The sequence below is a fragment of the Pseudarthrobacter raffinosi genome (assembly GCF_023913735.1).
Classification (GTDB): Bacteria; Actinomycetota; Actinomycetes; order Actinomycetales; family Micrococcaceae; genus Arthrobacter; species Arthrobacter raffinosi.
Genome location: NZ_JAMXBH010000007.1, coordinates 42,565 through 68,659, shown reverse-complemented (window position 1 = coordinate 68,659; position 26,095 = coordinate 42,565). Strand labels below are relative to the sequence as shown.

22 protein-coding genes are annotated in these 26,095 nt (G+C 65.0%); 8 read left to right on the top strand and 14 right to left on the bottom strand.

Annotated elements, in window-relative coordinates:
* Positions 1 to 2: 2 nt before the first annotated feature.
* The 10 genes from murD to dinB form a co-directional block, all read right to left on the bottom strand.
* Positions 3 to 1,580, bottom strand: a complete 1,578-nt coding sequence (gene murD / locus NG698_RS07910; RefSeq protein WP_252600746.1) for a UDP-N-acetylmuramoyl-L-alanine--D-glutamate ligase — start codon at positions 1,578 to 1,580, stop codon at positions 3 to 5.
* Complete coding sequence (gene mraY / locus NG698_RS07905) at positions 1,562 to 2,671, bottom strand: phospho-N-acetylmuramoyl-pentapeptide-transferase (RefSeq protein ID WP_252600745.1); 1,110 nt, start codon at positions 2,669 to 2,671, stop codon at positions 1,562 to 1,564. The genes murD and mraY overlap by 19 nt, the downstream gene beginning before the upstream one ends.
* A complete protein-coding gene (locus NG698_RS07900) occupies positions 2,668 to 4,134 on the bottom strand; it encodes a UDP-N-acetylmuramoyl-tripeptide--D-alanyl-D-alanine ligase (RefSeq protein WP_252600744.1) in 1,467 nt (488 codons plus the stop codon). The genes mraY and NG698_RS07900 overlap by 4 nt, the downstream gene beginning before the upstream one ends.
* A gap of 6 nt (positions 4,135 to 4,140) precedes the next feature.
* Positions 4,141 to 5,781 (bottom strand): UDP-N-acetylmuramoyl-L-alanyl-D-glutamate--2,6-diaminopimelate ligase, encoded by a 1,641-nt coding sequence (locus NG698_RS07895; RefSeq protein ID WP_252609132.1) that lies wholly within the window; start codon positions 5,779 to 5,781, stop codon positions 4,141 to 4,143.
* A gap of 89 nt (positions 5,782 to 5,870) precedes the next feature.
* The gene (locus tag NG698_RS07890) at positions 5,871 to 7,667 is read right to left on the bottom strand and encodes a peptidoglycan D,D-transpeptidase FtsI family protein (protein WP_252609131.1); all 1,797 of its coding nucleotides are present in this window, start codon (positions 7,665 to 7,667) and stop codon (positions 5,871 to 5,873) included.
* A gap of 62 nt (positions 7,668 to 7,729) precedes the next feature.
* On the bottom strand, positions 7,730 to 8,437 hold the full coding sequence (ftsL, locus tag NG698_RS07885; protein ID WP_252609130.1) for a cell division protein FtsL: 708 nt from the start codon (positions 8,435 to 8,437) through the stop codon (positions 7,730 to 7,732).
* Positions 8,434 to 9,426 carry a 16S rRNA (cytosine(1402)-N(4))-methyltransferase RsmH gene (gene rsmH / locus NG698_RS07880; protein ID WP_252600736.1) on the bottom strand — a complete coding sequence of 331 codons (993 nt, stop codon included), beginning with the start codon at positions 9,424 to 9,426 and terminating at the stop codon, positions 8,434 to 8,436. Before rsmH ends, ftsL begins: the two co-directional genes overlap by 4 nt.
* A gap of 168 nt (positions 9,427 to 9,594) precedes the next feature.
* The gene (gene mraZ, locus NG698_RS07875) at positions 9,595 to 10,023 is read right to left on the bottom strand and encodes a division/cell wall cluster transcriptional repressor MraZ (RefSeq protein WP_058929387.1); all 429 of its coding nucleotides are present in this window, start codon (positions 10,021 to 10,023) and stop codon (positions 9,595 to 9,597) included.
* Positions 10,024 to 10,488: 465 nt separating this feature from the next.
* Positions 10,489 to 10,863, bottom strand: a complete 375-nt coding sequence (locus tag NG698_RS07870) for an SCO2097 family morphological protein (protein ID WP_252600732.1) — start codon at positions 10,861 to 10,863, stop codon at positions 10,489 to 10,491.
* Positions 10,864 to 11,127: 264 nt separating this feature from the next.
* Positions 11,128 to 12,285: a DNA polymerase IV gene (gene dinB, locus NG698_RS07865; RefSeq protein ID WP_256470901.1), complete on the bottom strand. Its 1,158-nt coding sequence runs from the start codon at positions 12,283 to 12,285 to the stop codon at positions 11,128 to 11,130.
* A 140-nt stretch (positions 12,286 to 12,425) separates the two neighbouring features.
* On the opposite strand from dinB, the gene NG698_RS07860 reads away from it, so the two are divergent.
* Both NG698_RS07860 and NG698_RS07855 read left to right on the top strand, forming a co-directional pair.
* Positions 12,426 to 12,953, top strand: coding sequence for a hypothetical protein (locus tag NG698_RS07860; RefSeq protein ID WP_252600730.1), 528 nt, complete (start codon positions 12,426 to 12,428; stop codon positions 12,951 to 12,953).
* A complete protein-coding gene (locus tag NG698_RS07855; protein ID WP_252600729.1) occupies positions 12,950 to 14,044 on the top strand; it encodes a polyprenyl synthetase family protein in 1,095 nt (364 codons plus the stop codon). Before NG698_RS07860 ends, NG698_RS07855 begins: the two co-directional genes overlap by 4 nt.
* A gap of 60 nt (positions 14,045 to 14,104) precedes the next feature.
* On the opposite strand, the gene NG698_RS07850 is transcribed toward NG698_RS07855, so the two are convergent.
* Complete coding sequence (locus NG698_RS07850) at positions 14,105 to 14,458, bottom strand: Rv2175c family DNA-binding protein (RefSeq protein WP_058929391.1); 354 nt, start codon at positions 14,456 to 14,458, stop codon at positions 14,105 to 14,107.
* Positions 14,459 to 14,698: 240 nt separating this feature from the next.
* Between NG698_RS07850 and NG698_RS07845 the strand changes: the two genes are divergently transcribed.
* Both NG698_RS07845 and pknB read left to right on the top strand, forming a co-directional pair.
* Positions 14,699 to 16,108, top strand: a complete 1,410-nt coding sequence (locus tag NG698_RS07845; protein ID WP_252609127.1) for a lytic transglycosylase domain-containing protein — start codon at positions 14,699 to 14,701, stop codon at positions 16,106 to 16,108.
* A gap of 116 nt (positions 16,109 to 16,224) precedes the next feature.
* Positions 16,225 to 18,297 carry a Stk1 family PASTA domain-containing Ser/Thr kinase gene (gene pknB / locus NG698_RS07840; RefSeq protein ID WP_252609126.1) on the top strand — a complete coding sequence of 691 codons (2,073 nt, stop codon included), beginning with the start codon at positions 16,225 to 16,227 and terminating at the stop codon, positions 18,295 to 18,297.
* 52 nt (positions 18,298 to 18,349) lie between these two features.
* Here pknB and NG698_RS07835 read toward each other — a convergent pair whose 3' ends face one another.
* Both NG698_RS07835 and NG698_RS07830 read right to left on the bottom strand, forming a co-directional pair.
* Positions 18,350 to 19,741 (bottom strand): class II 3-deoxy-7-phosphoheptulonate synthase, encoded by a 1,392-nt coding sequence (locus NG698_RS07835; RefSeq protein WP_181037301.1) that lies wholly within the window; start codon positions 19,739 to 19,741, stop codon positions 18,350 to 18,352.
* 71 nt (positions 19,742 to 19,812) lie between these two features.
* The gene (locus NG698_RS07830) at positions 19,813 to 20,589 is read right to left on the bottom strand and encodes a lysophospholipid acyltransferase family protein (protein ID WP_252600726.1); all 777 of its coding nucleotides are present in this window, start codon (positions 20,587 to 20,589) and stop codon (positions 19,813 to 19,815) included.
* A 111-nt stretch (positions 20,590 to 20,700) separates the two neighbouring features.
* Between NG698_RS07830 and NG698_RS07825 the strand changes: the two genes are divergently transcribed.
* Genes NG698_RS07825 through NG698_RS07815 form a run of 3 tightly spaced genes read left to right on the top strand, consistent with a single transcriptional unit; the run spans position 20,701 to position 22,941 of the window.
* Positions 20,701 to 21,522, top strand: coding sequence for an alpha/beta hydrolase (locus tag NG698_RS07825; RefSeq protein WP_252609125.1), 822 nt, complete (start codon positions 20,701 to 20,703; stop codon positions 21,520 to 21,522).
* Positions 21,519 to 22,313 carry an alpha/beta hydrolase gene (locus tag NG698_RS07820; protein WP_252600724.1) on the top strand — a complete coding sequence of 265 codons (795 nt, stop codon included), beginning with the start codon at positions 21,519 to 21,521 and terminating at the stop codon, positions 22,311 to 22,313. Before NG698_RS07825 ends, NG698_RS07820 begins: the two co-directional genes overlap by 4 nt.
* On the top strand, positions 22,306 to 22,941 hold the full coding sequence (locus NG698_RS07815; RefSeq protein WP_252600723.1) for a hypothetical protein: 636 nt from the start codon (positions 22,306 to 22,308) through the stop codon (positions 22,939 to 22,941). The genes NG698_RS07820 and NG698_RS07815 overlap by 8 nt, the downstream gene beginning before the upstream one ends.
* A 10-nt stretch (positions 22,942 to 22,951) precedes the next feature.
* Here NG698_RS07815 and NG698_RS07810 read toward each other — a convergent pair whose 3' ends face one another.
* Positions 22,952 to 24,040, bottom strand: coding sequence for an ROK family glucokinase (locus NG698_RS07810; RefSeq protein WP_252600722.1), 1,089 nt, complete (start codon positions 24,038 to 24,040; stop codon positions 22,952 to 22,954).
* Positions 24,041 to 24,219: 179 nt separating this feature from the next.
* Here NG698_RS07810 and NG698_RS07805 point away from each other — a divergent pair, with 179 nt between their 5' ends.
* Complete coding sequence (locus tag NG698_RS07805) at positions 24,220 to 26,028, top strand: AMP-dependent synthetase/ligase (protein WP_252600721.1); 1,809 nt, start codon at positions 24,220 to 24,222, stop codon at positions 26,026 to 26,028.
* The last annotated feature ends 67 nt before the right edge of the window (positions 26,029 to 26,095 follow it).

Genomic DNA, 26,095 nt, shown 5'->3' with positions numbered 1-26,095 from the left:
TGTTACTCCTCGCCGGTCTGGGCCTGCCCTTCCACCAGCTCGCGGACAGCTTCAATAAAGGCGTCGCCGCGGTGAGCATAGGAAGAGAACTGATCCATGGAAGCAGCTGCCGGGGCCATCAGCACGGTGTCGCCTGATGCCGCCAGCTGCGCCGCTGACGCAACGGCCCGGGACATCACGGCCGCACCGGAATCCGGCGAGCTGCCCGTGGTGGCCCCGCCCGTTGCGGCAGTCTGCATATTTTCAGTGTCGCCCGGCGGCGTCGTGATCACGGGGACATCCGGCGCGTGTCGCTGCAAGGCGTCCGCCAGCGCGGCGGTGTCCGTACCGATGAGCACAACAGCCTTGAGCCGGGCGGCGTGGTCCCGGACCAGGTGGTCGTAGCTGACGCCCTTGGACAGGCCGCCCGCGATCCAGATGACGTTTTCAAAGGTGGCCAGTGACGCGGCTGCTGCGTGCGGGTTGGTGGCCTTGGAATCGTTAACCCAGAGCACGCCGTTCTGCTTGGCGACCGGCTGGATGCGGTGGTTCCCCGGCACGTAGTCCTGGATGCCCTGGCGCACGGCCTTCGCATCCACACCGTATGCCCGGACCAGGGCTGCAGCCGCAAGGGCGTTCGCCACCATGTGCCTGGGCGCAAACTGCCCCAGGTCGGTCATCGAAGCCAGCTCGGCGGCGCTGTCCCTGCGTTCCTCGATAAACGCGCGGTCCACGAGCAGGCCCTCCACCACGCCGAGCATGCTGATGGCCGGCGTTAGTGTGGTGAAGCCGACGGCCCGGCAGCCCTCCACAACGTCCGCGTCCTCAACCATCCGTTCGGTCTCGATCTGTTCCGCGTTGAAGATGCAGGCCTTCTGGGTCCGCGCATAGACCTTGGCCTTGTCCGCGAGGTAGGAATTGTAGGAACCATGCCAGTCAACGTGGTCCTCAGCCACGTTCAGGCAGACGCTGGCCACCGGCGACAGCGTTTCAGCCCAGTGCAGCTGGAAGCTGGATAGTTCAACCGCGAAGACGTCGTATTCCACGGGGTCGCGGAGGGCGTCCAGGATGGGGGTGCCCACGTTGCCGACCGCGATGGCCTTCAGGCCGGCGGCCTGCAGCATCGACGCTGTCAGGCCCACAGTGGTGGTCTTGCCGTTGGTGCCGGTGATGGTCAGCCAGTCAGCGGTCTTGTGCCCGGCCCGGACCCGCAGGCGCCAGGCAAGCTCGACGTCGCCCCAGACCGGAATGTGGGCGCGCGCAGCGGCCGCCAGGAGCGCCTGGTCAGGCCGCCAACCCGGCGAGGTCACGATGAGGTCGGGGAAGCTGCCTTCGATCTTGGGGATCCTGTTGACGGCTTCCTCGCCCAGGAGCACGTCGACGGCGCCGACGATCTTCAGGGTGTCGGCCTGTGCCTTAGCTGTCTCGGACATGGCGGCATCAACCACCACCACCCGGGCACCGAGTTCGATGAGAGTATCTGCCGCGGCGAACCCGGATACTCCGATGCCGGTGACTGCAACGCGCAGCCCTTCCCAGTCAGAATCCCAACTGACCAGGTCTTGCAGGCGGGGAGAAACAGTCACAGGAGCACAACCCATTCAGCGTAGAAGACACCCAGGCCCACGGCCACGAAGAGCCCGCCCAGGATCCAGAACCGGACCACCACCGTGACTTCTGCCCAGCCCTTGAGTTCGAAGTGGTGCTGCAGCGGTGCCATCTTGAAGACGCGTTTACCGCCGGTGGCCTTGAAGTAGCCCACCTGGATGATCACGGACAGGGTAATCAGGACGAACAGGCCGCCGATGATTCCCAGCAGCAGTTCCGTCCGCGACAGGATGGCGAAGCCGGCGACCGCGCCGCCGATGGCCAATGACCCGGTGTCACCCATAAAGATCTTGGCCGGGGAGGTATTCCACCAGAGGAATCCCACGAGGGCGGCGCTCAGGATGGCTGCCAGGAGCGCCAGGTCCAGGGGGTCGCGGACGGAATAGCAGCCGCTGCCGGCTTCCCTCGGTGACCCGCAGGCCTGGTTGTTCTGCCAGATGCCCATCAGCGTGTAGGCACCGAAGACCATGACCGAGGCACCGGCAGCGAGACCGTCCAGGCCGTCCGTCAGGTTCACGCCGTTGGTCGCCGCCGTGACGATCAGGTTGGACCAGAGGACAAAGAGGATTGCGCCGACCACCGTGCCCGCGAAGGCCAGGTCCAGCCAGGGAATGTCGCGGACCAGGGAGATTTTGGTCGAGGCCGGCGTAAGGCCGTCCGGGTCGGGAAAGTTCAGGGCCAGGATGGCGAAGGCTATGCCTACCGCGGCCTGGAGGATGAGCTTGGCCTTCGCGTCCAGGCCAAGGCTCCGCTGGCGGGAGATTTTGATGAAATCGTCCAGGAAGCCCACCAGCCCCATGCCGACCATCAGGAAGAGCAGGATCAGTGCCGAGGCGGAGGGGCCTGACGAGTCCGGGTTCATCATCCACATAATCAGGTGGGTCAGCCCGTAGCTGAGCAGGACCGCACCCACCACCACGGTGCCGCCCATGGTGGGCGTACCGCGTTTGGTGTGGTGGGACGTGGGTCCGTCATCACGGATGAATTGGCCGTAGCTCTTGCGGACAAGCAAGCGGATAAACAGCGGCGTTCCCACCAAGGCAAATAGCAGGGCAAGTCCTGCGCCGATCAGTAGTGCAATCACAGCAGCTCGCTCCCTTCATCGGTGGGTTCCGTGGATTGTGGGGGTAATGCTATCCGATCGCCCAGGTGCCGCAGTCCAACGCTGTTGGACGACTTGAAAAGCACCAGGTCGCCGGGCTCAAGCTCGGCGTTGAGGAGCACATAGGCGTCCTCGGCGGTTTCGGCAAAGACGCATTCGTCGCCCCAGGAACCCTCCTGGACGGCGGAAACGTAAAGTGCGCGGGCTTCGCGGCCGACGACGACCAGCCGGGAAATGTTCAGGCGGACCACCTGGGTGCCCACGACGGTGTGTTCACGGATTGAATCGGGTCCCAGTTCCAGCATCGCGCCCAGGACGGCCCAGGTGCGCCGTCCGCGGCCAAGGTCGGCCAGCGTGCGCAGGGCCGCCCGCATGGACTCCGGGTTGGCGTTGTAGGCGTCGTTGATGATGGTCACGCCGTCAGCACGTTCAGTGCGTTCCATCCGCCAACGGCTGGCTGCTGACTGTGTGCTCAGCGATACGGCGATGTCCTTGCCGGACACTCCGGCCGCGTGCGCGGCCGCTGCTGCGGCGAGGAGGTTGCCGGTGTGGTGGGCGCCGATGAGGCGGCTGCTGACGTGCAGGCCTGTTTCGGCGCCGGGCAGGACGAGCTCGAATTCCGGGTTGCCCTCAGCGTTTGTGTCCGGATTCTCGGCCCGAACGGTCGCGTCAGGGCGTCCTTCGGCCGAGAAGCCCAGCACGGTGGCGGCGGTGCGGCTGCGCATGGCAGCGACGCGGTCGTCGTCGAGGTTGATGACGGCGGTGCCGCCGGCGGCGAGGGCCTCCACCAGTTCGCCCTTGGCCTGGGCAATGTTGTCCACACCGCCGAACTCCCCGGCGTGGGCAGTGCCGATGCCGAGGACGACGCCGATGTCAGGCCTCACCATGTCGGCCAGGTAGCGAATGTGCCCGATGCCTGTGGCGCCCATCTCGATCACCAGGTACCGCGTTTGGGTGTCGGCGAGGAAGACGGTGAGCGGTACGCCCACCTCGCCGTTGTAGGACCCCTGCGGGGCAACGGTCGCGCCCTGCTGGGTGAGGATGCCGGCGAGGAGGTCCTTCGTGGTGGTCTTCCCGGCGGAACCGGTGATCCCGATGACGGTCAGGGGGTCGCCTGCGGCAGAACGGGCCAGGCGGATCCGACGGACCGCTTCGGCGGCCAGCGCGCCCATGGCCAGCACGGCATCCTCTACCAGGACGGCCGGATAGTTGACGCCGTCCGGGCCCGTTACGGGGCGCTCGGCGAGGACCAGCACCGCACCCCGGCTGAAGGCGGCGGCAACGAAGTCGTGGCCATCAGCGTGCTCGCCAGGTTTCGCCACGTATAGCGACCCGGCGGCAGCCTCGCGCGAATCGGTGACCACCGAAAGGGGCGTGATCCCCGGATCGGCGTTCAGGCGTCCGTGTGTGATATCGGCGATTTCCGCCGCAGTAAGTGCAATCATCTCGGTCTAGGACTCTATCCGGTCGTCTCGGAGAACGGTGAATCCCCTGGCTGTCAAGGCGTTCCGCAGTTCCACACGGTCGTCCAGTGCAAGATTGACGCCCTTGACTTCCTGCCAGACCTCATGGCCGCGGCCGGCCACAAGAATGGTGTCGGCCGGACCGGCCAGTTCCACGGCGCGCCGGATGGCGGCGTCGCGGGGATAAACCTCTTCGATGACACACTCCGGAGATTCCTGTTCGCGCGCCGACCGTGCGCCCGCCAGCACATCTGCCCTGATGGCTGCAGGGTCTTCGTCGTGGGGGTCGTCATCCGTGACGATGACGATGTCGGCCATCTTTGCTGCGACGGCGCCCATGGCGGGACGCTTGCCCTGGTCGCGCTGTCCGGTGGCTCCGAAAACCACGATCACCCGGGAGCCGGGCAGCGGTGACCTGACCGCTTCCAGTGCGCGTGCCAGGGCATCAGTGTTGTGGGCGAAGTCCACTACAGCCGCCGGTTCTTCGGATACGAGCTGCATGCGTCCCGGTACCGCCACGGTGAACGGGTCGTGGTGGTCCAGGGCGGCCTGCACGGTGGCGGCGTCCATTCCGCTGGCCAAGACCATTACGGTGGCCAGTGCGGCGTTGGCGACGTTGAAAGCGCCAGGCAGGCCGGTGTGGACATTCAGTGTAACGCCGTCGGGTCCCTGCAGGCTGAAGTCGGTACCCAGCCCACGCGCGGCGGTGGCCGTTACGGTCCAGTCGGTGGGAGCTCCGCCGGTTGTCATCGAGAGGGTGGTGACCGGGGTCCGTGCCGTGGCCGCAAGCCTGCGGCCCCATTCGTCGTCGACCGTCACCACAGCCCTGCGGGCACGGCCCGGCGTGAACAGTTCCGCCTTTGTGGCGAAGTAGTCCTCCATGGTGCCGTGCAGATCCAGATGGTCCTGCGTCAGGTTCGTGAAACCGGCAACGTCGAAGTGCACACCGTCCACCCGCTGAAAGGACACGGCGTGGGAGGAGACTTCCATGGACGCGGCGTCCAGTCCCCGTTCCCGCATGAGGGCGAGCAAGCCGTGGAGATCCGGTGACTCAGGCGTGGTCAGGAGGCTGGGAACCGGTTCTCCGCCGGCCAGGATTTCGATGGTTCCGATCAGGCCGGTCTGCTGCCCGAGCGCACGGAGCAAGGCGTTGATGAAGTACGTGGTGGTGGTCTTGCCGTTGGTTCCCGTTACACCATACAAGCGCGGCGTCCGCCCAACTGCTGGCTGGCTCTGGTAGATCATGGCGGACAGCGGCCCCACCACGTTGCGCGGTCCGTCCACCACCAGGACGGGGACGGCGGTATCCGCTGACAGCGCGAGAAGGCGTGCACCGGCGTCGTCGGTCAGGACTGCCACCGCTCCCCTGCCGACCGCCTGCGACACGAAGTCTGCGCCATGGCGGGAAGCACCCGGCAGCGCCACATACAGGTCGCCCTGTTCCACGGCTCGCGAGTTCAGTGAAATTCCCGTGACGCTGACGGCAGCGGAGGCGCCCGGGACCTGCACACCGATCGCGTCGCCGATCGTGTCCAGGCGGACCGCAGCAACTGCCGTAGGCCTGAACCGAGCGGGGGCCGGTGCCCCTGCCGGCCCCGCGTTGCTGGCTGATGCGTTCTGCTCTGACAAGGGAATCTCCGATGGTGGTACTAGTGGATCATGCCCGCGGGAGACTGCTTCCGCTGCGGGCAATAAGGGAACTGCTGCCTGGCTTGATGCTACTTGGCGTACTGCGGCAGCCTGGCCGGTTCGCCCGCGGACGGCTGGACGTTGTAGGTGCGCAGTGCCTGGCTCATAACCGAGCGGAACACCGGCCCCTGCGTAATGCCGTAGATATTGCCCTTGGGACGCTGCAGTACCACCTCAACAATAAACCGGGGATCATCCATCGGTGCCATCCCCACAATGGAAGCGGTGTAGCCGCAGAACCCTGACTTCCCGTCGTCGCACGGCGATTCAGAGGTTCCGGTTTTTGCCCCCACCCGGTATCCGTCGATTGCGGCGTCCTTGATCTGGCCTTCGGTCACCGCGCTTTCCAGGATGTCCTGGACCTGCTGCGCGGTGCCGTCCGACACCACCTGGCGGGAAGGCTGCGGGGCGACTTTCTCCTCTGTTCCGTCCGGTGAAACGTACGCGTCAATCAGGCGCGGCTGGAGCATCACACCGTTGTTGGCGATCGTCTGGAAGGCTCGGACTGTCTGCAGGGTGGACTGCGATACGCCCTGGCCGAACAGCACCGTGTATTCCTGGCGGCCGTCCCACTGGTCAGCCGGTGTGAGAATGCCGGAGGCCGTAGCCGGCAATCCAATGTCCGGGGCTTCGCCGATGCCGAATTTCTTAAGCCAGTCGTACCGTTGTTCCTTGGTCAGCCGCGACCCGGCCGCCACGGTGCCGGTGTTCATTGACCAACCCAGGATGCCGGCGAGCGTGCGCTCTTCGGTGCCATGGGTAAAGGCGTCTGTGAAGGTCTGGCCGTCCACGGTGTACGACGGTCCGAGAGTGAACGTATCCAGGGGGCTGGATTTTCCTTCTTCAATCAAGGCGGCGGCCGTGATCATCTTCTGTACCGAGCCGGGCTCATACGCTGCGGTAACGGAGCGCACGCCGCGGTCCTTGGCAGCCACCCGTCCGGGATCGTTCGGATCCGGGGCATTAGTGTCCGCCATCGCGACAATGTCACCGGTCTTGGCGTCCATCACCGTGATGACACCCCACTCGGCGCCCTGTTTGTCTGACTGGCTCTGAATGGCCTGCTGGGCGAAATACTGGAGATCGGAATTGAGCGTGAGCTTGACGTCCTTGCCGTCCTCCGGCGGTGTCAGGTCATCCACGCCGACCGGAATCCGGAGACCGTCGGCACCGATCTCGAAGAGCCGCTTGCCGTCCTTCCCGCGCAGCAGCCCATCCTGGGTCTGCTCGATCCCCGCCTGGCCGGTGTTGCCGTCCTGGAGGAAGCCGATAATACCGCCGGCCACGGAACCGTTCGGATACACGCGTTTGCTGACGCCCTCAGTGACGATGCCGGGAATACTGAGATCCGAGACCCTGAGCTCGACATCCGGCTTCAGGTCCTTGGCGACGATGTGGTACTTCGATTCGCCCGTCACGGCGTTCCTGAGTTCGTCAGCGTCCATGCCCAGGACAGCCGCGAGTTCGCTGATGCCCTGCTCCCGGCTGACTTCAACAAGTTTGTCCACGCCCTCCTCCAGGCGCCAGAACTTCTCTGTCTTCGTGTTGGTGGTTTGGTCAACCACAACGTTGTAGCGGATCACACTGTTGGCCAGGACCGTCCCGTTGGCGCCAAGGATGCTGCCGCGTTCGGCGGGGAGGGAAGTCTCGCGCATCCGGTAATCGAGCGCAGCTGCGGCCATCCCGCCGACGTCGAGCCCCTGGACGAAAAAGAGCTTGCCGCCCACCACTAATAGCAGCGTCAGCATAATGCCCAGGCCGAGGCGCAGCCGCTTGGTGGCGTTAGGGGCCTTGCCGCTTTTTGCCCTGCCCGTCCTCTGCGCCACCGTGATTCCCTTGCTGCTCGCCTTGTTGCCTGTTTATTACCTGACTGGTTGTCCTTCAGCGGCTACCGGTTAGACCCGGGCACCTTCTGTTCGGGTGCTGGAACCGAACCGCCGTGGAGCTCCACGGCACGTGCCGGTGGTGCGGGCGCTTCAGCCGGCTGTGCTGCAGCGGCAGGTGCCGCTGCCCGGGCCGATGCAGGGGCCGCAGCAGGGGCCGCAGCAGGGGCCGGTTCCTCGGCAGCCGGTTTACGGTTCGTCAGCGGCTCCCACTTCGTCGCCGGGGGAACCACGGTGAGCACTCCCTCTACAGCTGGAGCAGGGATAACCGATCCAGCCGCGCCACCCTTCACCGCCGGAGTTGCCTTGCCCGTGACGGCAAGGGTGGAGAGGTCGATCTGGCCTTTGACGGTCGAAGCCACCATGCCCAGGTCTGAGGCCTTTGCCGCCAGGTTCTGGGGCGCCTCGAAGTTCTGGACCTGCTGTGTCAGGTCCTGGTTCTGCTTGGTCAGCGTGCTTTGCTTACCCCTCAGTTCCACCAGCTGGTACTGGGAGGTAGAGACTGAGATGTTCAGGACCAGCACGGCTACGAGCGCAACAGCGAGCAAGGCGAAACACATCACCACAAACGGCGCACGGCGCTTCTTGGGGGCGGAACGCACCACAGACAGGGGTGTGCGTTCCCTGCGGCCGGTGCCAGAAGGAAGCGACCTGATCGCCGGGGCGCTGCTGCCGGAAACGACCGGGAAGTTCTTGACGGCGGCAGTGCTCATGCTTCTCTCCTGGCTCTGATACGTTCCACGGCCCGCAGCCTGGCGGAGGCTGCGCGCGGATTTTCTGCAATCTCGACGGCGGTGGGTACCTCGGTGCCCTTGGTCAGGGTTTTGAGGAAGGCCTTGTGTTCCTCAAGCTCCACCGGAAATCCGAGCGGCGCGGAGGATTTGGAGCCAGCCTGGAAAACTGATTTGACGATTTTGTCCTCGAGGGAGTGGTAAGACATCACCACGATGCGTCCGCCCAGGGCCGTTGCTGCCACGGCGGCAGGAACAGCGCGCTCCAGCACGTCGAGTTCCTCGTTCACTTCAATGCGCAGTGCCTGGAACGTCCGTTTGGCCGGGTGGCCGCCCGATTTGGCGGCTGCCGCCGGCACCACGGAGCGGATCTGTTCCACGAGTTCCCCGGTGGTGGCGAAAGACTTAACTGTCCTCGCCGCGACAATCCTGTTGGCGATCCTGCCGGCGAACTTCTCCTCGCCCCACTTCCGGATGATCCTGACGAGATCCTCTTCGCTGTAGTTGTTAACCACATCTGCTGCGGTCTGCCCGCGGCTGGTGTCCATCCGCATGTCCAGCGGAGCGTCAAAGGAATAGGCGAAGCCACGCTCACGCTGGTCCAGCTGCAGGGATGAAACGCCCAGGTCCATCAGGATGCCATGAACCTGTGCCACGCCCAGGTCTTCGAGGACTTCGGCGATTTCGTCGTAGACGGCGTGGACCAGGTCGGTCCGGGAAGCGAAAGGCGCCAGCCGCTCCCCTGCCAGTGCCAGGGCTTCCTCATCACGGTCGATGCCGATCAGGTGCAGATCCGGGAAACGCTCCAGCATGGCTTCAGAGTGGCCGCCCATGCCGAGGGTCGCATCAATCGCGATGGGGGTCTCACCTCGGAGGCGGGCAGCTTCGAAGCCGGGGGCCAACAAATTGATGCACCGGTCCTTGAGGACCGGCACATGGCGTTCGGACGTTGGCTTCGGGTGATCGTTCATGCCTTCGTCCTTTCCTGCCGTGGGTGTTGGTAGTGCTGCTTCTTGGGCCAGATCCCCATCCGCGCCTATCGTCCTGCCGGCCTGGCTCCGGGGAAGTGAGCCAGGTTGACTGTCCGATGGGCGGCTGGAGATCTCGTTCAAGAAGCGTCCGCCGGGCCGTTCAGGTGATCACAGGATCCCCGGAATGGCGTCGTCGGTTTCGGAGAAGGCGGTTTCCTTCTCCGCGAGGTACTCGTTCCAGGCCTGGGCATCCCAGATCTCGGCCCGGGTTCCTGCACCGATGACGGCCAGTTCCCTGCCGAGGCCTGCGTACTCCCGGAGCGCGGCCGGAATGGTGATGCGCCCCTGCTTGTCAGGTACCTCGTCCGAGGCTCCAGAGAGAAAGACGCGGATGTAGTCCCGGGCCTGCTTGGAGGAAATGGGCGCCTCCCGCATTTGCTCGTGGACACGTGCAAATTCCTGCTCACTGAAGACGTAGATGCACCGTTCCTGTCCCCTGGTGAGAACAAGCCCGCTGGCAAGCTCCTCACGGAACTTCGCAGGGAGGATAATTCGGCCCTTTTCGTCCAGACGTGGCGAGTGTGTGCCCAGAAACACTGGCCCACCGCCTGTCTGCCGTCAGGAACTGCACATCCCCTGTGTTGCAACTACCCTCTTATGTCCTCCACATTACTCCACTTTCCACCACAGTCAACGCAAATCAAGCCAATATTCCCCCATTTCAGGCCTTCGTCCCCCAAATGGCGCGGGAGCAGGCGGTGGATGGAAGTGGAGGGCCCGGCGCCGTTTCGGTGCGAACCATATCTGCCCGACGGCGGTGCCAGGCCGACGTCGGGCTTTCATCTGACGCTGACGGCGGATCCGCGGGCGTCCGGCCGCTCATCCGGGCCGCAGTAGGGGTCGTTTCCAGCGCGCAAAAGGGCACCGGCCGCTACCTGTTGCGGGTTAAACGCAGAAGACCCGCCGTGGCGGGTCTTCTGCTGCGGTCATCCTGACCGTGGGGAGCGAAATGGAGGGCAGGCCTGAACCTATGGCCATTGCACCGGACTTGCAGGCGCTGCCTTAGGATTCGTCGCGGCGGCGCTCGTCCCAGCGCTCTTCCAGGCTGGACATAAATGAACTCCTGGGCTTTCCGGACTTACCTGTGCCAGGTGCGGAGCGCTGCTTGCCGCCTGCAGCGTTGCGCATTGTGGCGAAGTACACACCGCCGCCCATAACCACAAAGCCCAGGACACCGACAAAGATGTTCGGGACTGTAACGCCGACCAGGAGCACGGCGATCCCCGCGAGGGTGCAGAGCACACCAATCACGATGTGACGGGTGGACCACGTTCGCCCGGGATCCGAACCCATGGAATTCGCGAATTTCGGATCGTCCTCGTGCAGCTGCTTCTCCAGCTGCTCCAGCAGCTTCTGTTCGTGCTCCGAGAGCGGCATCACGACCTCCTTAAGTAGGCCAACGTCCGGGCTGGTCCCATCCCGTACTACTGCTCCGATAACGACCGGCATGCCCGGGAGGTTCCCGCCCCGCCGACGATGGCGGAAAGCGAACACCGGCATGCGGGCCTTTGGAACTGCAGCATGTCCAAGAAGTCCGGCAATAACTGAGAACTATGTACATATAAGGATAGTTTGTCGGGGGCCGTTCTGAAAGACGGCCATCACCTTCCCGAAACACGCACGCATGGTGCCGGCGCCAGGCTAAGACCCGTTTCCCGAATCCAGCAGGCTGGCGGGGAGAATCGATTTGTTTCCGAACTTCCGGCTGACCTCGTCCAGGGCCTGTTCTGCTGCCCGCCAGTTGTCATCCCGGCGGTCAAGGCTCAGCTGAAGGGACGTGTTGGCGGTGTCTTCGAGCTGCTCGGCCCGGATGCCAACAAGCCGCACGGTCATGGGACGGCTCCCCAATGATTCCAGGAGCTGGATGGCCACGGCGTAAATCAGCTGGGCGCTGTCCAGGGGTGTGTGCACAGTGCGGCTCCTGGTGATGGTGGAAAAGTCGGCGTAGCGGAGTTTCAACGCCACCGTCCGTGCCACCATCCCCGAACTCCGCAGCCGTCCTGCCGTCCGGTGGGAAAGCCGCAGCAATTCCCGGGCGATCAGCCCGTCATCGCCCGTGTCCACGGCGAACGTCTCCTCAGCCCCGATGCTCTTCTCGAGCCTCACGGGGGTCACAGGCCGCGGATCGATCCCCCACGACAACCGGTACACGTGCTCACCGGTGGCACCCAGCATTTTCCTAAGGGAGGACACCGGCGTGGCTGCCACGTCCGCCACCGTCCGGATGCCCATCCGGGCAAGGACGTCCGTCGTCTTCGCGCCGATTCCCCACAAGGCCCCGACGGGCAGGCTGTGGAGGTAGGGCACTGTCTCGTCGGGTCCAATCAACAACAGCCCGTCCGGCTTGCAACGCGTGGAAGCAATCTTGGCCACGAACTTACTGGCTGCAATGCCCACGGAGGCCGTAATGCCCAGTTCGGCAGCCACCCGGCGCCGGATCAATTCACCGATGACGCGCGGGGGTCCCAACCGGCGGATGGCGCCGCCGACGTCCAGGAAGGCTTCGTCCACACTCAGCGGTTCCACGAGATCGGTGATGGACTCGAAGATTTCCATCAGCTGGGCGGAAACCTCGTAGTACAGCTTGTGGCGCGGTTCAATGATGACCGCTTTGGGGCACATCCTGGCGGCGACCACCATGGGCATGGCCGACTTCACCCCGAACGCGCGTGCTTCATACGACGCCGAGAGGACCACTGAGCGGTCCGCGGGAAATCCAACGATCACCGGTTTGCCGCGGAGTTCCGGCCGCGTGCGAAGCTCCACGGAGACGAAGAAGGCGTCCATGTCCACGTGCATGATGCAGTTACGCCGGAGCTCACGAAGACCCGCTTCGGTGTACTGGTTGTTCCGCTCAGGCCCCACACCGGCAATTGTATCGGTTGGTACTGACTAAACTGGAGGCTGAATCCGGCATCAACACCAGGAGGACAGTCCCTGTGACCGTCATGAGAAGTCTTAAGCCAACAGGATTAGCGGCACTGGCCGCGGGCGCAATACTGGCCCTCGCTGCCTGCAGCCCCGCGGAGCCCGGAGTGACATCATCCTCCCCAGTTACCTCCTCACCAGCGTCGGACGGCGCCAGCATCACCGCCTCCGCCAGTCCGACGGCGTCGCCGGGAACTTCCGCCACTGTTGGGACAATCGTCGCAGGGTTCCCGGAAACGCTGCTTCCCCTGATGCCCGGCGCCACGGTGATTTCGAGCAGCTTTGACAAGACCTCAACGCCCGCCACCGCGGCACTCGTGGCAAGCATCAATGCCCCGACTGCCGCCGTCGTGGATTTCTACACAAAGCACCTGGAGGCGCAGGGATTCAAAGCCGTCCCCGGCGACGCAGTGGGCGCCGTTGCTTCCAAGGACTTCGTCCGGAACGACTCCGAGACGGTCAACATCGCCGCCGTCGAAGCGGCCGGTGTTTCCACGTTCACCATCGGCGCCAACGTGGCTGCTGAGTCAGCCAAGTGAGCGTTTCAGAGCAGCTAAGGATTGAGCAGACTGCATTCGTCGCCGCCGTTGCCGGTGAGCTGACAGACTTCCTCACCACGCGGCAATCCCTGATGGCCGCCATATCACCCGATATCGATCCCATCATGGGTTCCATTTCCAACCTGGTGACCGGCGGCAAAAGGCTCCGTGCGCTGATGTGCTACTGGGGATGGCGCGGCGCGGGCGGCGAGCCGGCGGCCCAGGAAATCGTGACGGCGGGATCGGCCCTGGAGCTCTTCCAGGCAGCTGCCCTGATCCATGACGACATCATTGACCGCTCGGACACGCGGCGGGGCGGCCCCAGCGTGCATCGCCGCTTCAGCCAGCTGCACCACGCGCAGGGCTGGGCCCTGGACAGCGAGCGGTTTGGGCAGGCAGCCGCGATCCTCACCGGGGATCTTTGCCTCTCGTTCAGCGAGGAGGCCTTCACGGACATCGGCGCACAGGCGGCTGCCGGCAGCAGGGCACGGCTGATCTTCAACCTCATGCGTGCCGAGGTGATGGCGGGGCAGTATCTTGACATCCTGGAGGAAGTGGCCGGTCCTGTCCGGGACCGGGCCGGAGCAGTGACACGGGCACAGTCCATCATCAGGTTCAAGTCCGCCAAATATTCCACTGAGCACCCGCTGGCGCTTGGCGGCGCCTTGGCGGACGCTCCGGACGAGTTGCTCCGGGGCTACTCGGCCTTCGCGTTGCCGCTGGGCGAGGCGTTCCAACTGCGCGACGACGTCCTGGGCGTCTTTGGGGACCCTGTCACCACGGGCAAGCCGGCAGGTGACGATCTCCGCGAAGGCAAACGGACCGTACTCATTGCCCTCGCGCTGGGCCAGGCATCAACCGCAGAATCGGCGTTTATCGATGCGAAGCTGGGCAGCCCTGACCTGGGTGACGCCGATGTGGCCGAGATCCGCCGGATCATCGAAGAGTCGGGGGCCCTTCAGGCCACTGAAGTGCTGATCAACGAATTTGGCGCCGCGGCGTATGACGCACTGGAACAGCTGCCGCTGGAAGAACTGCCCAAGACTGCCCTGCGGAAGCTGGCGGAAGCGACGGTCAGCCGCGCATCCTGACGCTGGCGCCCGTCTTGGGCACGTCCGCGGGCCCGGCGTCGTCCGGGCCCTTTGTGCTGCTTACCAGGCCAGGGTCTGGGCCCGGCGCCTGATTTCCGTCTTGCGGCCTTCCCGCAATGCATCAATCGGCCGGCCGCGGAGCGACTCGTCGGGGGTAAACAGCCAGACGATGAGATCCTCGTCGGAATAGCCGGCGTCCGCCAGGACCACAATGGTCCCTTTGAGGCTGTCGACAACCTGGCCGTCCAGGATAAACGCGGCCGGAACTGAACGTATCCGGCGCTCCCCGACCCGCAGGGCCGCCAAAGCCCGTTCATCAATAAGGCCATGGACTCTCGTAATCGAAACGTCCAACAACTGCGCGACATCCGGCAGGGGCAGCCACTCGCCCACAAGGCTTTCTACGTTACTCACGGTTCAAGGTTGCCACGGCCGGAGCCCTGCCGCCTAGTCGGGATTGGCCGCCACTGCCGCGAATCACGCGACACTCCATAAAACTCTTTATTCTGCGTGGGGCGGAATTCTTGTGCTAGGCGAACTTTCGTGAGAGATTCACATAGATCACATTTGAAACATCAATAACTTAAGTAACACTAGTATCAATAGTCACATCGCATCTCCCGCCCCCGGCAGTTGAAGAAGAGGATTCTTTCCATGACGACGTCCCGCTCGCCAAAGCAGCCCTCCAGGCAGAGCCTGCCCATGATTGCTGTCACCACAGCAGCGCTTCCTGCGGTTGTCCTGTCGTCGTTGGCCCTCGCCCAGCCTGCTGCCGCAGAGGCCCCTGCCCGTGCTATCCCGGCAACCCTTGCCGCCGCGATGAAGGCCCAGGCAGCCGAACCTAAGGCTGCCCTGATCCCGGCGGCCTCGGTTTCCACGACTATTCCGGCTGCCTTCCAGCCCATGCAGCCGGCGGCTCCCGCGGAATACACCATTGCCCGGGGCGACACCATCAGCGGAATCGCCGGCAAATTCGGGCTGGAAACGTACGAGGTCCTTAAGCTCAACAACCTCCAGCCGAACACAATCATCTACCCCGGCCAGAAGATCAAGCTGTCTGGCACGGGTTCCGCCCCCGCCCCGGCTCCTGCGGCCCCTGCCGCGGCCGCTCCGGCCAATGCCGGAGGCAGCTACACCGTAAAGTCCGGCGATACGCTCGGCGCCATCGCGGCCCGGCACAAGGTCAGCCTGTCGGACGTTTTCAGCTGGAACGGCCTGAACATGCGCTCCATCATCTACCCCGGCCAGAAGATCAAAGTCGGCGCAGGTGCTCCCGCAGCCCCGGCTGCACCGGCTTCGGCCGTGCAGCCTACTTCCGCTCCCGCAGCGCCCGCTCCCGCTCCTGCTGCGCCGGCTCCCGCACCAGCTCCTGCTGCGCCCGCTCCCGGCAGTTCATACACGATCAAGGCCGGGGACACCCTGTCAGCGATCGCCTCCCGGCACGGCGTCAAGCTCTCGGACATTCTCGCGGCCAACCAGCTGAGCATGACCACTGTCATCTACCCCGGCAACAAGCTGGTCATTCCCGGCGCCTCCCTTCAACCCGCTTCCTCCACCCCGGCGGCACCCCCCGCCCCGCTGGTGCCGAGCTCCTTCCTGGGTTTCACCTACCCCGCTGCCGTTGTGAGCTCCGCCAATGAGAACAAGGCCTTGCTGAACGCCTCTCCCGTACCGTCCCGGGCCGAGATGCGCGCAATTGTGGCCGACACAGCACGCCAGATGGGAGTGGACCCCACCCTGGCCCTCGCCTTCGCGCACCAGGAGTCCGGCTTTAACCAGCGTGCGGTGTCACCTGCCAACGCGATCGGCACCATGCAGGTCATCCCGTCCTCCGGGCAGTGGGCCTCAGACCTCGTAGGGCGGAAGCTGAACCTGCTGGACCCCTACGACAACGCGACGGCCGGCGTGGCGATCATCAAGCGGCTTATCGCCACCAGCAAGGACCTCGACACAGCAATTGCGGGGTACTACCAGGGCCAGTACTCTGTCAGCAAATACGGCATGTACGACGACACCAAAGCCTACGTAGCTGCCATCAAGGCGCACCAGAAGAACTTCGGCTAAAGAGCCACCGGGCCATGGTTCCCCGGGCTTGCTGAAGCCGGCCCAACGGGGTAACGATAAGGGTCCGGACCGCACGTCGGTTCGGACCCTTTTCCATGCGGGATTAGGATCGTAGGGTGCAGGAACAAGTGTCAGACCGTCTCGTTGGAACGCTGGTGGACAACCGCTACGCCGTCCGCTCCAAACTCGCGCGCGGCGGCATGTCCACTGTATATCTGGCAACGGACCTTCGGCTGGAACGCGATGTTGCCCTGAAGGTCCTTCATCCCCACCTCGCCACCGACGAGACGTTTCTGGACCGGCTGGGCCGCGAGGCGAAAGCCGCCGCGAAGCTGTCCCACGCCCATGTGGTGGGAGTCCTGGACCAGGGTAACGACGGCCAGACGGCTTATCTGGTCATGGAACACATCAAGGGTCACACCCTCCGCGACGTCATCAGATCCAAAGGTGCGCTGCCTCCCCGCCTGGCCCTTGCCCTGATTGATCCGGTAGTGCAGGGACTCGGCGCGGCCCATGCCGCGGGGCTGATCCACCGGGATGTGAAACCGGAGAACGTCCTGATCGCGGACGACGGCCGGATCAAGATCGGCGACTTTGGACTGGCCCGGGCAGTAACGACGTCAACGAGTACCGGGACGCTGATCGGTACGGTGGGTTATCTCTCCCCCGAGCTTGTGCTGGGAAAGCAGGCTGACACCCGGAGTGATATCTATTCGGTGGGCATCATGCTCTATGAGATGCTGACCGGCCAGCAGCCGTACGACGGCGAGGTCCCCATCCAGGTTGCGTACAAGCACGTGAATGAAACGGTCGGTCCGCCGTCGGCCTTAGTGCCTGGCCTCGCCGCAGAGGTGGATGAACTCGTCCAGTGGTGCACCGCAAACGATCCCGAGAACCGCCCGGTGGACGGCAACGCCCTGCTGCAGGAACTCCGCCACATCCGGACCAACCTCACGGATGCCGAACTGGACCTCAGGCCGCCTGCCGCGACCCAAGAAGGCCAGCAGAACCAGACCGAGATCATCGCCCGCACCAACAACCCCACCGCCGTGATGTCGTCCTTCTCCCGGCCGCAGCCACAGCACCCACCGCACGCTCCGCATGCCCTGTATCCGCCCGACGCCGACTACCGGCCAGGCGAACAGTTCCGGCCGGAAGCGCACTACAGGCCAGATGCTCAAGACGCCGTCCCGGCAGCGATCCCCCTCAGCAAACGCGCCCGCCGCAAGCTCGACAGGGAGGACGAGAAGGCAAGGTCCAGGGCTGCGGCGACCCCGGTCCGGAGTCTGCGGGAGGGGAACCCGCGGCGCCGCGGCGCCCTCTGGGTGGTGGTCCTGGTCATCATCGCGTTGCTTGCCACAGGAGCCGGCTGGTTCTTCGGCATGGGCCCCGGGTCGCCGGGCACCATTCCGGCGGTCGCCAACAAGTCAGTGGCCCAGGCCCAGCAACTGCTGAGCGAGGCGGGGTTCCAGTCGCGTACCAACGATGTCTTTGACGACGACGTTCCGTCCGGCCTCGTTGTGGGCTCCGACCCGACTGCCGGCACAGAGACCAGGAAGTTCCAGCTCGTGTCCCTGTTTGTTTCCAAGGGGCCGCAACTGTTCGAACTCCCGAAACTGACCGGCGGAACACTTGACGATGCGAAAAATGCACTGAACCAGGCCGAAATGGCGCTAGGTACAGTTAGTGAAAAATTTGATGACGCCGTTGCCGCCGGCGTTGTGTTGGCCCAGGATCCCGCCGCAGGAACCCCAGCGCGCCATGGCACTCCGGTAGCCCTGTCCGTCTCCAAGGGTCCGCAGCCGATCCCCGTTCCGTCAGTCGTCGGGCTGGAGGAGGACGCCGCCGTCGAAACCATCGAGTCGGCCGGGCTCAAGGCCGATGTCGCGAAGGACAAAGTCAACGACAGGCACGTGCCCAAGGGGTCGGTTGCCGCGCAGTCGCCTGCGACCGGCACCCTGACCAAGGGCGGCACGGTGACGCTGACCATTTCAGACGGACCCAAGCTCGTTGAAGTCCCCAGTTTCATCGGGAAACAAGCCAAGGAAGCCGAAGACGCGCTGCGTGCGCTGGGCTTCGAGGTACGGGTGAACAATATCCTCGGCGGCTTCTTCGGCACGGTACGGGATCAGGACCCGGTGAAGAAGAGGGTGCCTGAAGGCTCCGTAGTTACCCTGACAGTGGTGTAGCCGGCGGACTGCCGGCCACACCACCGCGGAAGTCCGACTCCGCGTCGAGCGGTCAGTGCTTGGCCAGTGCTCCGGCCACCAGGAACGCCATTTCCAGGGACTGCATGTGGTTCAGGCGCGGATCGCAGACCGACTCGTACTTGTCGAGGAACGCTTCCTGGTCCACCGGATCGGCACCGCCCAGGCATTCGGCGACGTCGTCGCCGGTCATCTCCACGTGGAGGCCACCGGGAACCGTGCCCAAAGCATGGTGGACTTCGAAGAACCCGCGTACTTCGTCAATGACGTCGTCGAAGTTCCGGGTCTTGTAGCCGTTGGGCGAGGTGACGGTGTTGCCGTGCATCGGATCGGTGACCCAGAGAACCTTGGCGCCGGAGGCGGTCACCTTCTCCACAATGGCGGGAAGCTTCTCGCGGATATTGCCCGCGCCCATACGCGTGATGAACGTCAGCCTGCCCGGCTCCCGCTCGGGGTCCAGCTTGTCGATGAGGCGGAGGGCGTCGTCGCCGGTTGTCGACGGGCCCAGCTTCACGCCAATGGGGTTCCGGACGCGTGAGAGGAAGTCAACGTGCGCGTGGTCAAGCTCGCGCGTACGCTCCCCGATCCACAGGAAATGCGCCGACGTGTCATACGGGAAACCGGTCCGCGAATCAATGCGGGTCAGTGCGCGCTCGTAGTCCAGCAGCAGGGCCTCGTGGCTGGCGAAGAATTCCACCCGCTTGAGTGCTTCGAAATCAGCCCCGCAGGACGCCATGAACTTGATGGCGCGGTCGATGTCACGGGCCAGGGATTCGTAACGGGCGTGCGCCGGGTTCTCGGTGAAACCCTTGTTCCACTGGTGCACGGAGCGCAGGTCCGCGAAGCCGCCCTGCGTGAAGGCCCTGATGAGGTTCAGGGTGGAGGCGGACGTGTGGTAGGCCTTGAGCATCCGGGCGGCGTCATGGCCACGGGACTCGGGGGTGAACTCGTAGCCGTTGACGATGTCGCCGCGGTACGCCGGGAGGGTCACGCCGTCGCGGGTCTCGTCGTTGGAAGAGCGGGGCTTGGCGAACTGGCCGGCCATCCGGCCCATCTTGATGACTGGCATCGCTGCGCCATAGGTGAGCACCACTGCCATCTGGAGGATGGTCTTGACCCGGGCGCTGATTTTATCCGCTGTTGCCGCTTCAAAGGTCTCAGCACAGTCGCCACCTTGCAGCAGGAAGGCTTTGCCCTCCGCCGCAGCCGCCAGCCGTTCCCGGAGAACGTCCACTTCGCCGGCGAATACCAGCGGCGGGAGCACGGAAAGCTCCCCGACAGACGCGTCGAAAACGTCCTTGTCCTGCCAGCTGGGCTGCTGGGAAACGGGAAGGTCACGCCAATCATCGAGGCCAGGATAATTGGCTGCTCCGCTCTGGGCGGTGCTGGACAGCGAAAAGGCAGGTTTTGCAGATAGCTCAGTCACTATCTAAGACTAATGTGCGCGGCTGGCTTCAGGACACCTGACCGTCACGCGTACAGAGAGCGGCGTCACAGTCAGCCTGCCGGGTCCTTACCCTCGGCATCAGTGCCCTCAGCCCCGCCGTCAGGGTCGGCGCGTTTCGCGGTGGCGTCCCCAGCCTCGGTGGCTGCTGCGCCCGTAAGGCGGAGCTTCACCACGGCAGCGTACTCGTCCACGTACTCCTGGCCGGAGAGCCGCATCAGCTCGAACATGATTTCGTCGGTGACCTTGCGCTGGACCAGCCGGTCCTCCGCCTGGTCTGCGTACTGGCTGAAATCCAACGGCGCACCGAAAATCATGCCGATGCGCCGGATGTTCGGCATCCGCTTGCCGATGGGCTGAACCTTGTCCGTGCCAATCATGGCCACGGGAATCACGGGCACACCAGCCTGCAGGGCCAGCCTGGCGACGCCCACTTTGCCCCGGTAGAGGCGAGCGTCGGGGCTGCGGGTCCCTTCAGGGTAGATGCCCAGCAGTCCCCCGCTTGTCAGGACATCCATGCCGGCGTTGAGCGAAACAGCCGATGCCGCGCCCCCGGACCTGTCCATGGGCAGCTGGTTGGTGAGCCTGAAGAACATGGCCGTCAGCCTTCCTTTGATGCCGGTGCCGGTGAAGTACTCGGACTTGGCCAGGAAAACAACCGGCCTGCGGACCATCAGGGGCATAAAGATGGAGTCGGAGAAAGACAGGTGGTTTGAGGCGATAATTGCCGCGCCCTGCGCCGGAACATTGTCCAGGCCCTTGACCCAGGGGCGGAAAAGAAGCCGCAGCACCGGCCCCAGGAAGATCCTCTTCATGACCCAATAGAACACGTGACGAACCTCTCCGGAAGCCGGCCGGCCGGCCCTTCGTCGGGCCGGGCGGGCACTCCAGTGCAACCCTACTCTAGTGAGATTTGTCGAGAACAATGACACGATGGTGTTATGACAGAAAGCAGCATCATGCCCCGGCCTGCCGCTTTCAGCTACCCCGGCCACGGACCCAATGCCACTACCGGGATTGCCATCTGCCATGGCTTTACCGGCAGCCCGCTCAGCGTCCTGCCCTGGGCAGAGAACCTCGCCGCCCAAGGATTCGCCGTGTCGGTGCCGCTCCTGCCCGGCCATGGTTCGGATTGGCGGCAGCTCGCCCGCTCGAACTGGCGTGACTGGTACGGGACTTTCGAATCGGCGTACCTGCAGCTGAGCGCTCAGACAGAGCAGTGTTTTGTGGCCGGCCTCTCGATGGGCGGCGCCATTGCGCTGCTGACTGCCGCCAGGCATCCCGTGGCTGGCGTCTCTTTGGTGAATCCCGGCCTCAGCTTCTACGACCGCCGCGTGCGGGTCATCGGAGTTCTCAAGTACTTCCAGCGCACCACACTGCCCATTCAGGAGGAACAGCCGACGGCGGACGTCACCAATGACGGCGACTACTCACGGACTCCGTTGGCAGCCGTGCACGAGCTCAAGAAGCTTTTCGGCACAGCCACCCGCGGGCTGCACCAGGTCACCGCCCCGGTGCAGGTATTCAAGTCCCAGTCGGACGTCGTGGTGCCGGCCACCTCACTACTGATGTTGCGGCAGCGTTTGGGCTCACGGCTGGTGGAGGTAGTGGACCTGCACAACAGCGGTCACGTGGCCACCCTGGATGTTGATGCGCCCGAGATTTTTGCCCGTTCCAGCGCCTTCTTCCTTGCCCATGCACCCAGCACTGCACCGTCAGCCCGAACCGCGGCCACACCTCACACCACCTCGGAGACTACATGACCGGCGTACCGGACCACAGCCCTTTCAGCAGCACCTTCAACGGCGAAGGAGCCCGGATCGGGGTGGTCCTCTCACACGGATTCACGGGCAGTCCGCACGGGCTGCGCGCGTGGGCCCAGTCGCTTGCCGACGCCGGCTTCGCGGTACGCATGCCGCTGCTGCCCGGGCACGGCAGCCGTTGGCAGGACCTTGCCCGCACGCGCTGGCCGCAATGGCACGACGCCCTGGACGACGCCTACCTGGAGCTGGACTCCCACTGCGACCACGTCTTCGTCGCCGGGCTGAGCATGGGCGGTACCCTGGCCCTGAGAATTGCCGCCACCCGGCCCGTGGCGGGGGTGATCGTGGTGAACCCCGGACTGGTGATTGATGATCCACGCGCTCCACTGGCGGGCATCCTGAAACTGGTCCTGAAGAGCACCCCGGCCATTGCCAACGACATCCTCAAGCCCGGGATGGACGAGGGCGCCTACCCGCGAACGCCCGTAGCCGCGGCCCACGAGCTGAACAAGATGTTCAAGGACACCATCCGGCTGCTCCCCCGCATCACCGCACCCGTACGGGTCTTCCGGTCCACCGTGGACCACGTTGTCTCTGACACGAGTGTGGCAGCCCTGCGCCGCGGCCTGACCAACGCTCCACTGACACTGACCACTCTGGAGAACAGCTACCACGTGGCAACACTGGATAACGACGCCGAGGACATCTTCCAGGGCTCCGCCGACTTCATCCGCGCGGTGGTTGCCGGCACGGCAGCAGCCCAGGTCCAGGAGGGCACTGCCCATGAATAGGCCCGACTCCGGATCGCCGGACCAGAGCGCAAACCAGGACGATGCTGTGTGGCTGGACCTGGTGGCCCGGCTCGAAGAGAAACCTGCCAACCCTACCGGCACAGCGGACGCCTCCTCGGGCCCTGACGCCACGGGCATTGTCCCTGAAACTCCTGGTCCGGCTGGCCCGGAGGCCGTGGCCGGGTCCGGCAGGTCCGCGACATTCCGCGACTTTGATCCGCTGGGTCTGGCCGGAACAGCCCCCACCGAACTGTCCGCAGCCGAACGGCAGGCGGCGACGCCGGGCGCCGGTGACGGCGGGCAGGTCGAGGCCGGCGAGCGGACCGGCGGTGACAGCCAGGGCGGCCCTGCCGCCTTCGGCCCGCGTGACTACGCTGCGGAGGACGACGCCGGGGACTTCGTTCCCGAAGAACCGCCAAGCCTTGCAGGCACGGATCCCCTGACCATGCTTGCCTGGCTCGGCGCAATTGGTGCGCCCATTGCCTTGCTCCTGGCCGTGATGTTCTGGCGGTCAGCGCCGCTGCTGGCGATCGTGGGCATGGTGGCAGTGTTCATCCTTGCCGTGGTTTACCTGATCATGAAGCTGCCCCAGGAAAAGGACGAGAACGACGACGGCGCCCGCGTCTAAGGTGCGTCCCTCACCGCATGCGGCTACTGACGCGGGACAGATCGGCCGCCCCGATGAGCCCCGCGTTTGGTCCGAGCGCTGCCAGCGCGATGCCGGCTGCCGGACGGAAGCCACGGCCCGTTAGGTTCCGGGCGAACGCCTTGCGCGCGGGCTCCACCAGCAGGTCCCCTGCCGAGCAGAGTCCCCCGCCGATCACAAACAGTCCCGGATCCAATGCTGCCGCCAGGTTCGCCAATCCCAGGCCCAGCCACTCGCCCACTTCATCCAGGAGTTCGCGGCAGGCCGCGTCACCGGCGAGTGCCAGATCAGTGACAATGGCCCCGGTGATCTGCTCGGCGTCACCGCCGACGGTGGCCAGCAGTTCCTGGGCAACCGGCGAATTGGCCCGCGCCAGAATCCTCGCTTCCCGGCCGAGGGCGTTGCCCGAGGCGTACTGCTCCCAGCAGCCCCGGTTACCGCACTCGCAACGCTGCCCGCCGGGCATGATGATCTGGTGGCCGAATTCGCCGGCTACACCAAACCGGCCGCGCTCCACCCGCCCGTCCATCACCATGGCACCGCCGATGCCGGTACCGAGGGTGATGCATACCAGCCGGTCCTCGCCCTGCCCTGCACCAAAGCGCCATTCCGCCCAGGCCGCGGCGTCGGCGTCGTTCGTCAGCAGCACAGGCCGGCGCAGCAGGCGCTGCAGGTTTGCGCGCAACGGCTCGTTGCGCCAGGCGAGGTGCGGACTGAAAAGCACGGTTCCGCCGTCCAGATCCATCCAGCCGGCCGCACCGATGCCTACTGACCAGACCCTGTGGCCGGCACCGAGTTCGTCCACGAGCTCTACGATGACCTGCTCTACCGCACGCGGGTCGCTGCCGGGTGTGGACCGCCGGGCCTCGCTCAGGATCCTTCCGTCGGCGTCCACCACGCCGGCGGCGACTTTGGTGCCGCCGATATCGATGCCGATTGCCAGCCCCTTGCGCCCGAGCCGCAGGTGCTCGCGGAACGATTCCACCTGCCGCGGCCGGGCCCTCAATGCCAGCGGCCGCCGCCGCCAGGGAGCCGGACGTCGGGGCGGGGCGGCTGGCTCGCCGGGGGGCGTTTCGTACATAGTGCTTCATTCTAGGGCGCGCCGGGCGGGCAGCGCCGGAGGCCGGGCCCATGGCCCCCTCACTCCTCTTTGACTCATATGTTACTGGCCAGTAGGTTTGTTTCTGCACGGCCAAGTTACAGGGCGTATTAGTCTTTAGGCATACCCTGTGCGGGTCTATGGATATCAAAGGAGCTATAGTGCGCGAATTCAGTGTTCCGCCCCTGGTTGTTGTCCCACCGGAAAGCAACATCACCGATCTCTTGCTTCGGCAGGCAGCCAAGCCCAGCAACCCGGCGCTCTTCTCGCGGCTGGACTCCGCAGGCGCCTGGCGGGACGTCACCGCCACAGACTTCCTGGCGGACGTCTCAGCCCTTGCGAAGGGCCTGATGGCCAGCGGCGTGGGAGCCGGCGACCGGGTGGGCATCATGTCCCGGACACGCTACGAATGGGCCCTCATCGACTTCGCCATCTGGTTCGCCGGCGGCGTCTCAGTGCCCATCTACGAGACCTCATCGCCGTCGCAGGTTGCCTGGAACCTCGGTGACTCCGGTGCAGTGGCCGCCTTCGGCGAGGCCGCCCACCACGAGGACATCATCAGGCAGGCTGCCACCTCGGAAGGCCTCACCGCCCTCCAGCACGTCTGGCAGCTCGAAGGCGGCGGACTGGACGCCGTCCGTGAGGCCGGCCGGGACGTCAGCGACGCCGACCTTGAGGCCCGCCGCTCATCGGCGCGGCTCAGTGACGTTGCCACCCTGATCTACACCTCCGGCACCACCGGCCGGCCCAAGGGCTGCGAGCTGACCCACGGCAACTTCGTTGAGCTGTCCGACAACGCCCTGGCACTGCTTGGCGACGTGGTCAACGAACAGGCAAAAACCATCATGTTCCTGCCTTTGGCGCACGTCTTTGCCCGGTTCATTTCGGTGCTGGCTGTGGCCGCCGGGGCCACCGTGGCACACACCCCCGACATCAAGAACCTGCTGGCTGACCTGCAGAGCTATCAGCCCACGTTCATCCTGGCCGTGCCGCGCGTCTTCGAAAAGGTGTACAACTCGGCCCTGACAAAGGCAGAGGACGGCGGCAAGGGTGCCATCTTCCACAAGGCCACGGAGACCGCCATCGCGTTCTCCAAAGCCCGCCAGGCCGGGCACGTTGGCCTGGGGCTGAAACTCAAGCACACAGTGTTCGACAAACTCGTTTACGGCAAGCTGCGCGCTGCGATGGGCGGGAACGTGGCCCATGCTGTGTCCGGCGGCGGTCCGCTCGGCGAACGGCTGGGCCACTTCTTCCAGGGCATCGGCCTGCAGATCCTTGAAGGGTATGGCCTGACCGAGACCACCGCCCCGATTTCCGTCAACACGCCGGCCCTGATCAAGATCGGTTCCGTGGGGAAGCCCCTGCCGGGCAACTCCGTCAGGATCGCCGAAGACGGCGAGATCCTGGCCAAGGGCGTCTGTGTGATGCGCGGCTACTACAAGCGCGATGACCTGATGGCGGATACGTTTGCCGATGACTGGTTCCGCACCGGCGACATCGGACGGCTCGACGAGAGCGGCTTCCTGTGGATCACCGGCCGCAAGAAGGAAATCATTGTCACGGCCGGCGGTAAGAACGTGGTTCCGGCCCTGCTGGAGGACCAGATCCGGGCGGATGCTCTGGTCTCCCAGGTCCTGGTGGTGGGAGACAACCGGCCGTTCATCGGCGCCCTGGTGACCCTGGACCAGGAGGCCCTGCCGGGCTGGCTCCAGCGGCACGGACTGCCGGCCACCACCACGCTCGACGAAGCGGTCGAGAACCCGGTGGTCAAGGCAGCCGTGCAGGACCTGATCACGCATGCCAACGCCTCGGTGTCGCAGGCGGAAGCCATCAAGTCATTCCGGATCGTCGCTTCGGACTTCACGGAAGCTTCCGGCCACCTGACGCCGTCCATGAAGGTGAAGCGGGCCCAGGTGATGAAGGACTTCGAGACAGTCATCGAGGAAATGTACGGCGCGCCGCGCGGCTAGCGGATATCCGTCCCAAGCAAACAACAACGCGGGGTCACTTCCCGCCCCTCCGATGCACTCGGATGGG

Bases quoted from the DNA above. Each gene is read 5' to 3' on its own strand.
- NG698_RS07810 (WP_252600722.1), bottom strand. From the start codon at position 24,040: ATGTACGAAACGCCCCCCGGCGAGCCAGCCGCCCCGCCCCGACGTCCG.
- NG698_RS07870 (WP_252600732.1), bottom strand. From the start codon at position 10,863: ATGCCGCTCTCGGAGCACGAACAGAAGCTGCTGGAGCAGCTGGAGAAG.
- ftsL (WP_252609130.1), bottom strand. From the start codon at position 8,437: ATGAGCACTGCCGCCGTCAAGAACTTCCCGGTCGTTTCCGGCAGCAGC.
- NG698_RS07825 (WP_252609125.1), top strand. From the start codon at position 20,701: ATGACAGAAAGCAGCATCATGCCCCGGCCTGCCGCTTTCAGCTACCCC.
- NG698_RS07815 (WP_252600723.1), top strand. From the start codon at position 22,306: ATGAATAGGCCCGACTCCGGATCGCCGGACCAGAGCGCAAACCAGGAC.
- murD (WP_252600746.1), bottom strand. From the start codon at position 1,580: ATGGGTTGTGCTCCTGTGACTGTTTCTCCCCGCCTGCAAGACCTGGTC.
- dinB (WP_256470901.1), bottom strand. From the start codon at position 12,285: ATGCACGTGGACATGGACGCCTTCTTCGTCTCCGTGGAGCTTCGCACG.
- rsmH (WP_252600736.1), bottom strand. From the start codon at position 9,426: ATGAACGATCACCCGAAGCCAACGTCCGAACGCCATGTGCCGGTCCTC.
- NG698_RS07820 (WP_252600724.1), top strand. From the start codon at position 21,519: ATGACCGGCGTACCGGACCACAGCCCTTTCAGCAGCACCTTCAACGGC.
- NG698_RS07900 (WP_252600744.1), bottom strand. From the start codon at position 4,134: ATGATTGCACTTACTGCGGCGGAAATCGCCGATATCACACACGGACGC.
- NG698_RS07845 (WP_252609127.1), top strand. From the start codon at position 14,699: ATGACGACGTCCCGCTCGCCAAAGCAGCCCTCCAGGCAGAGCCTGCCC.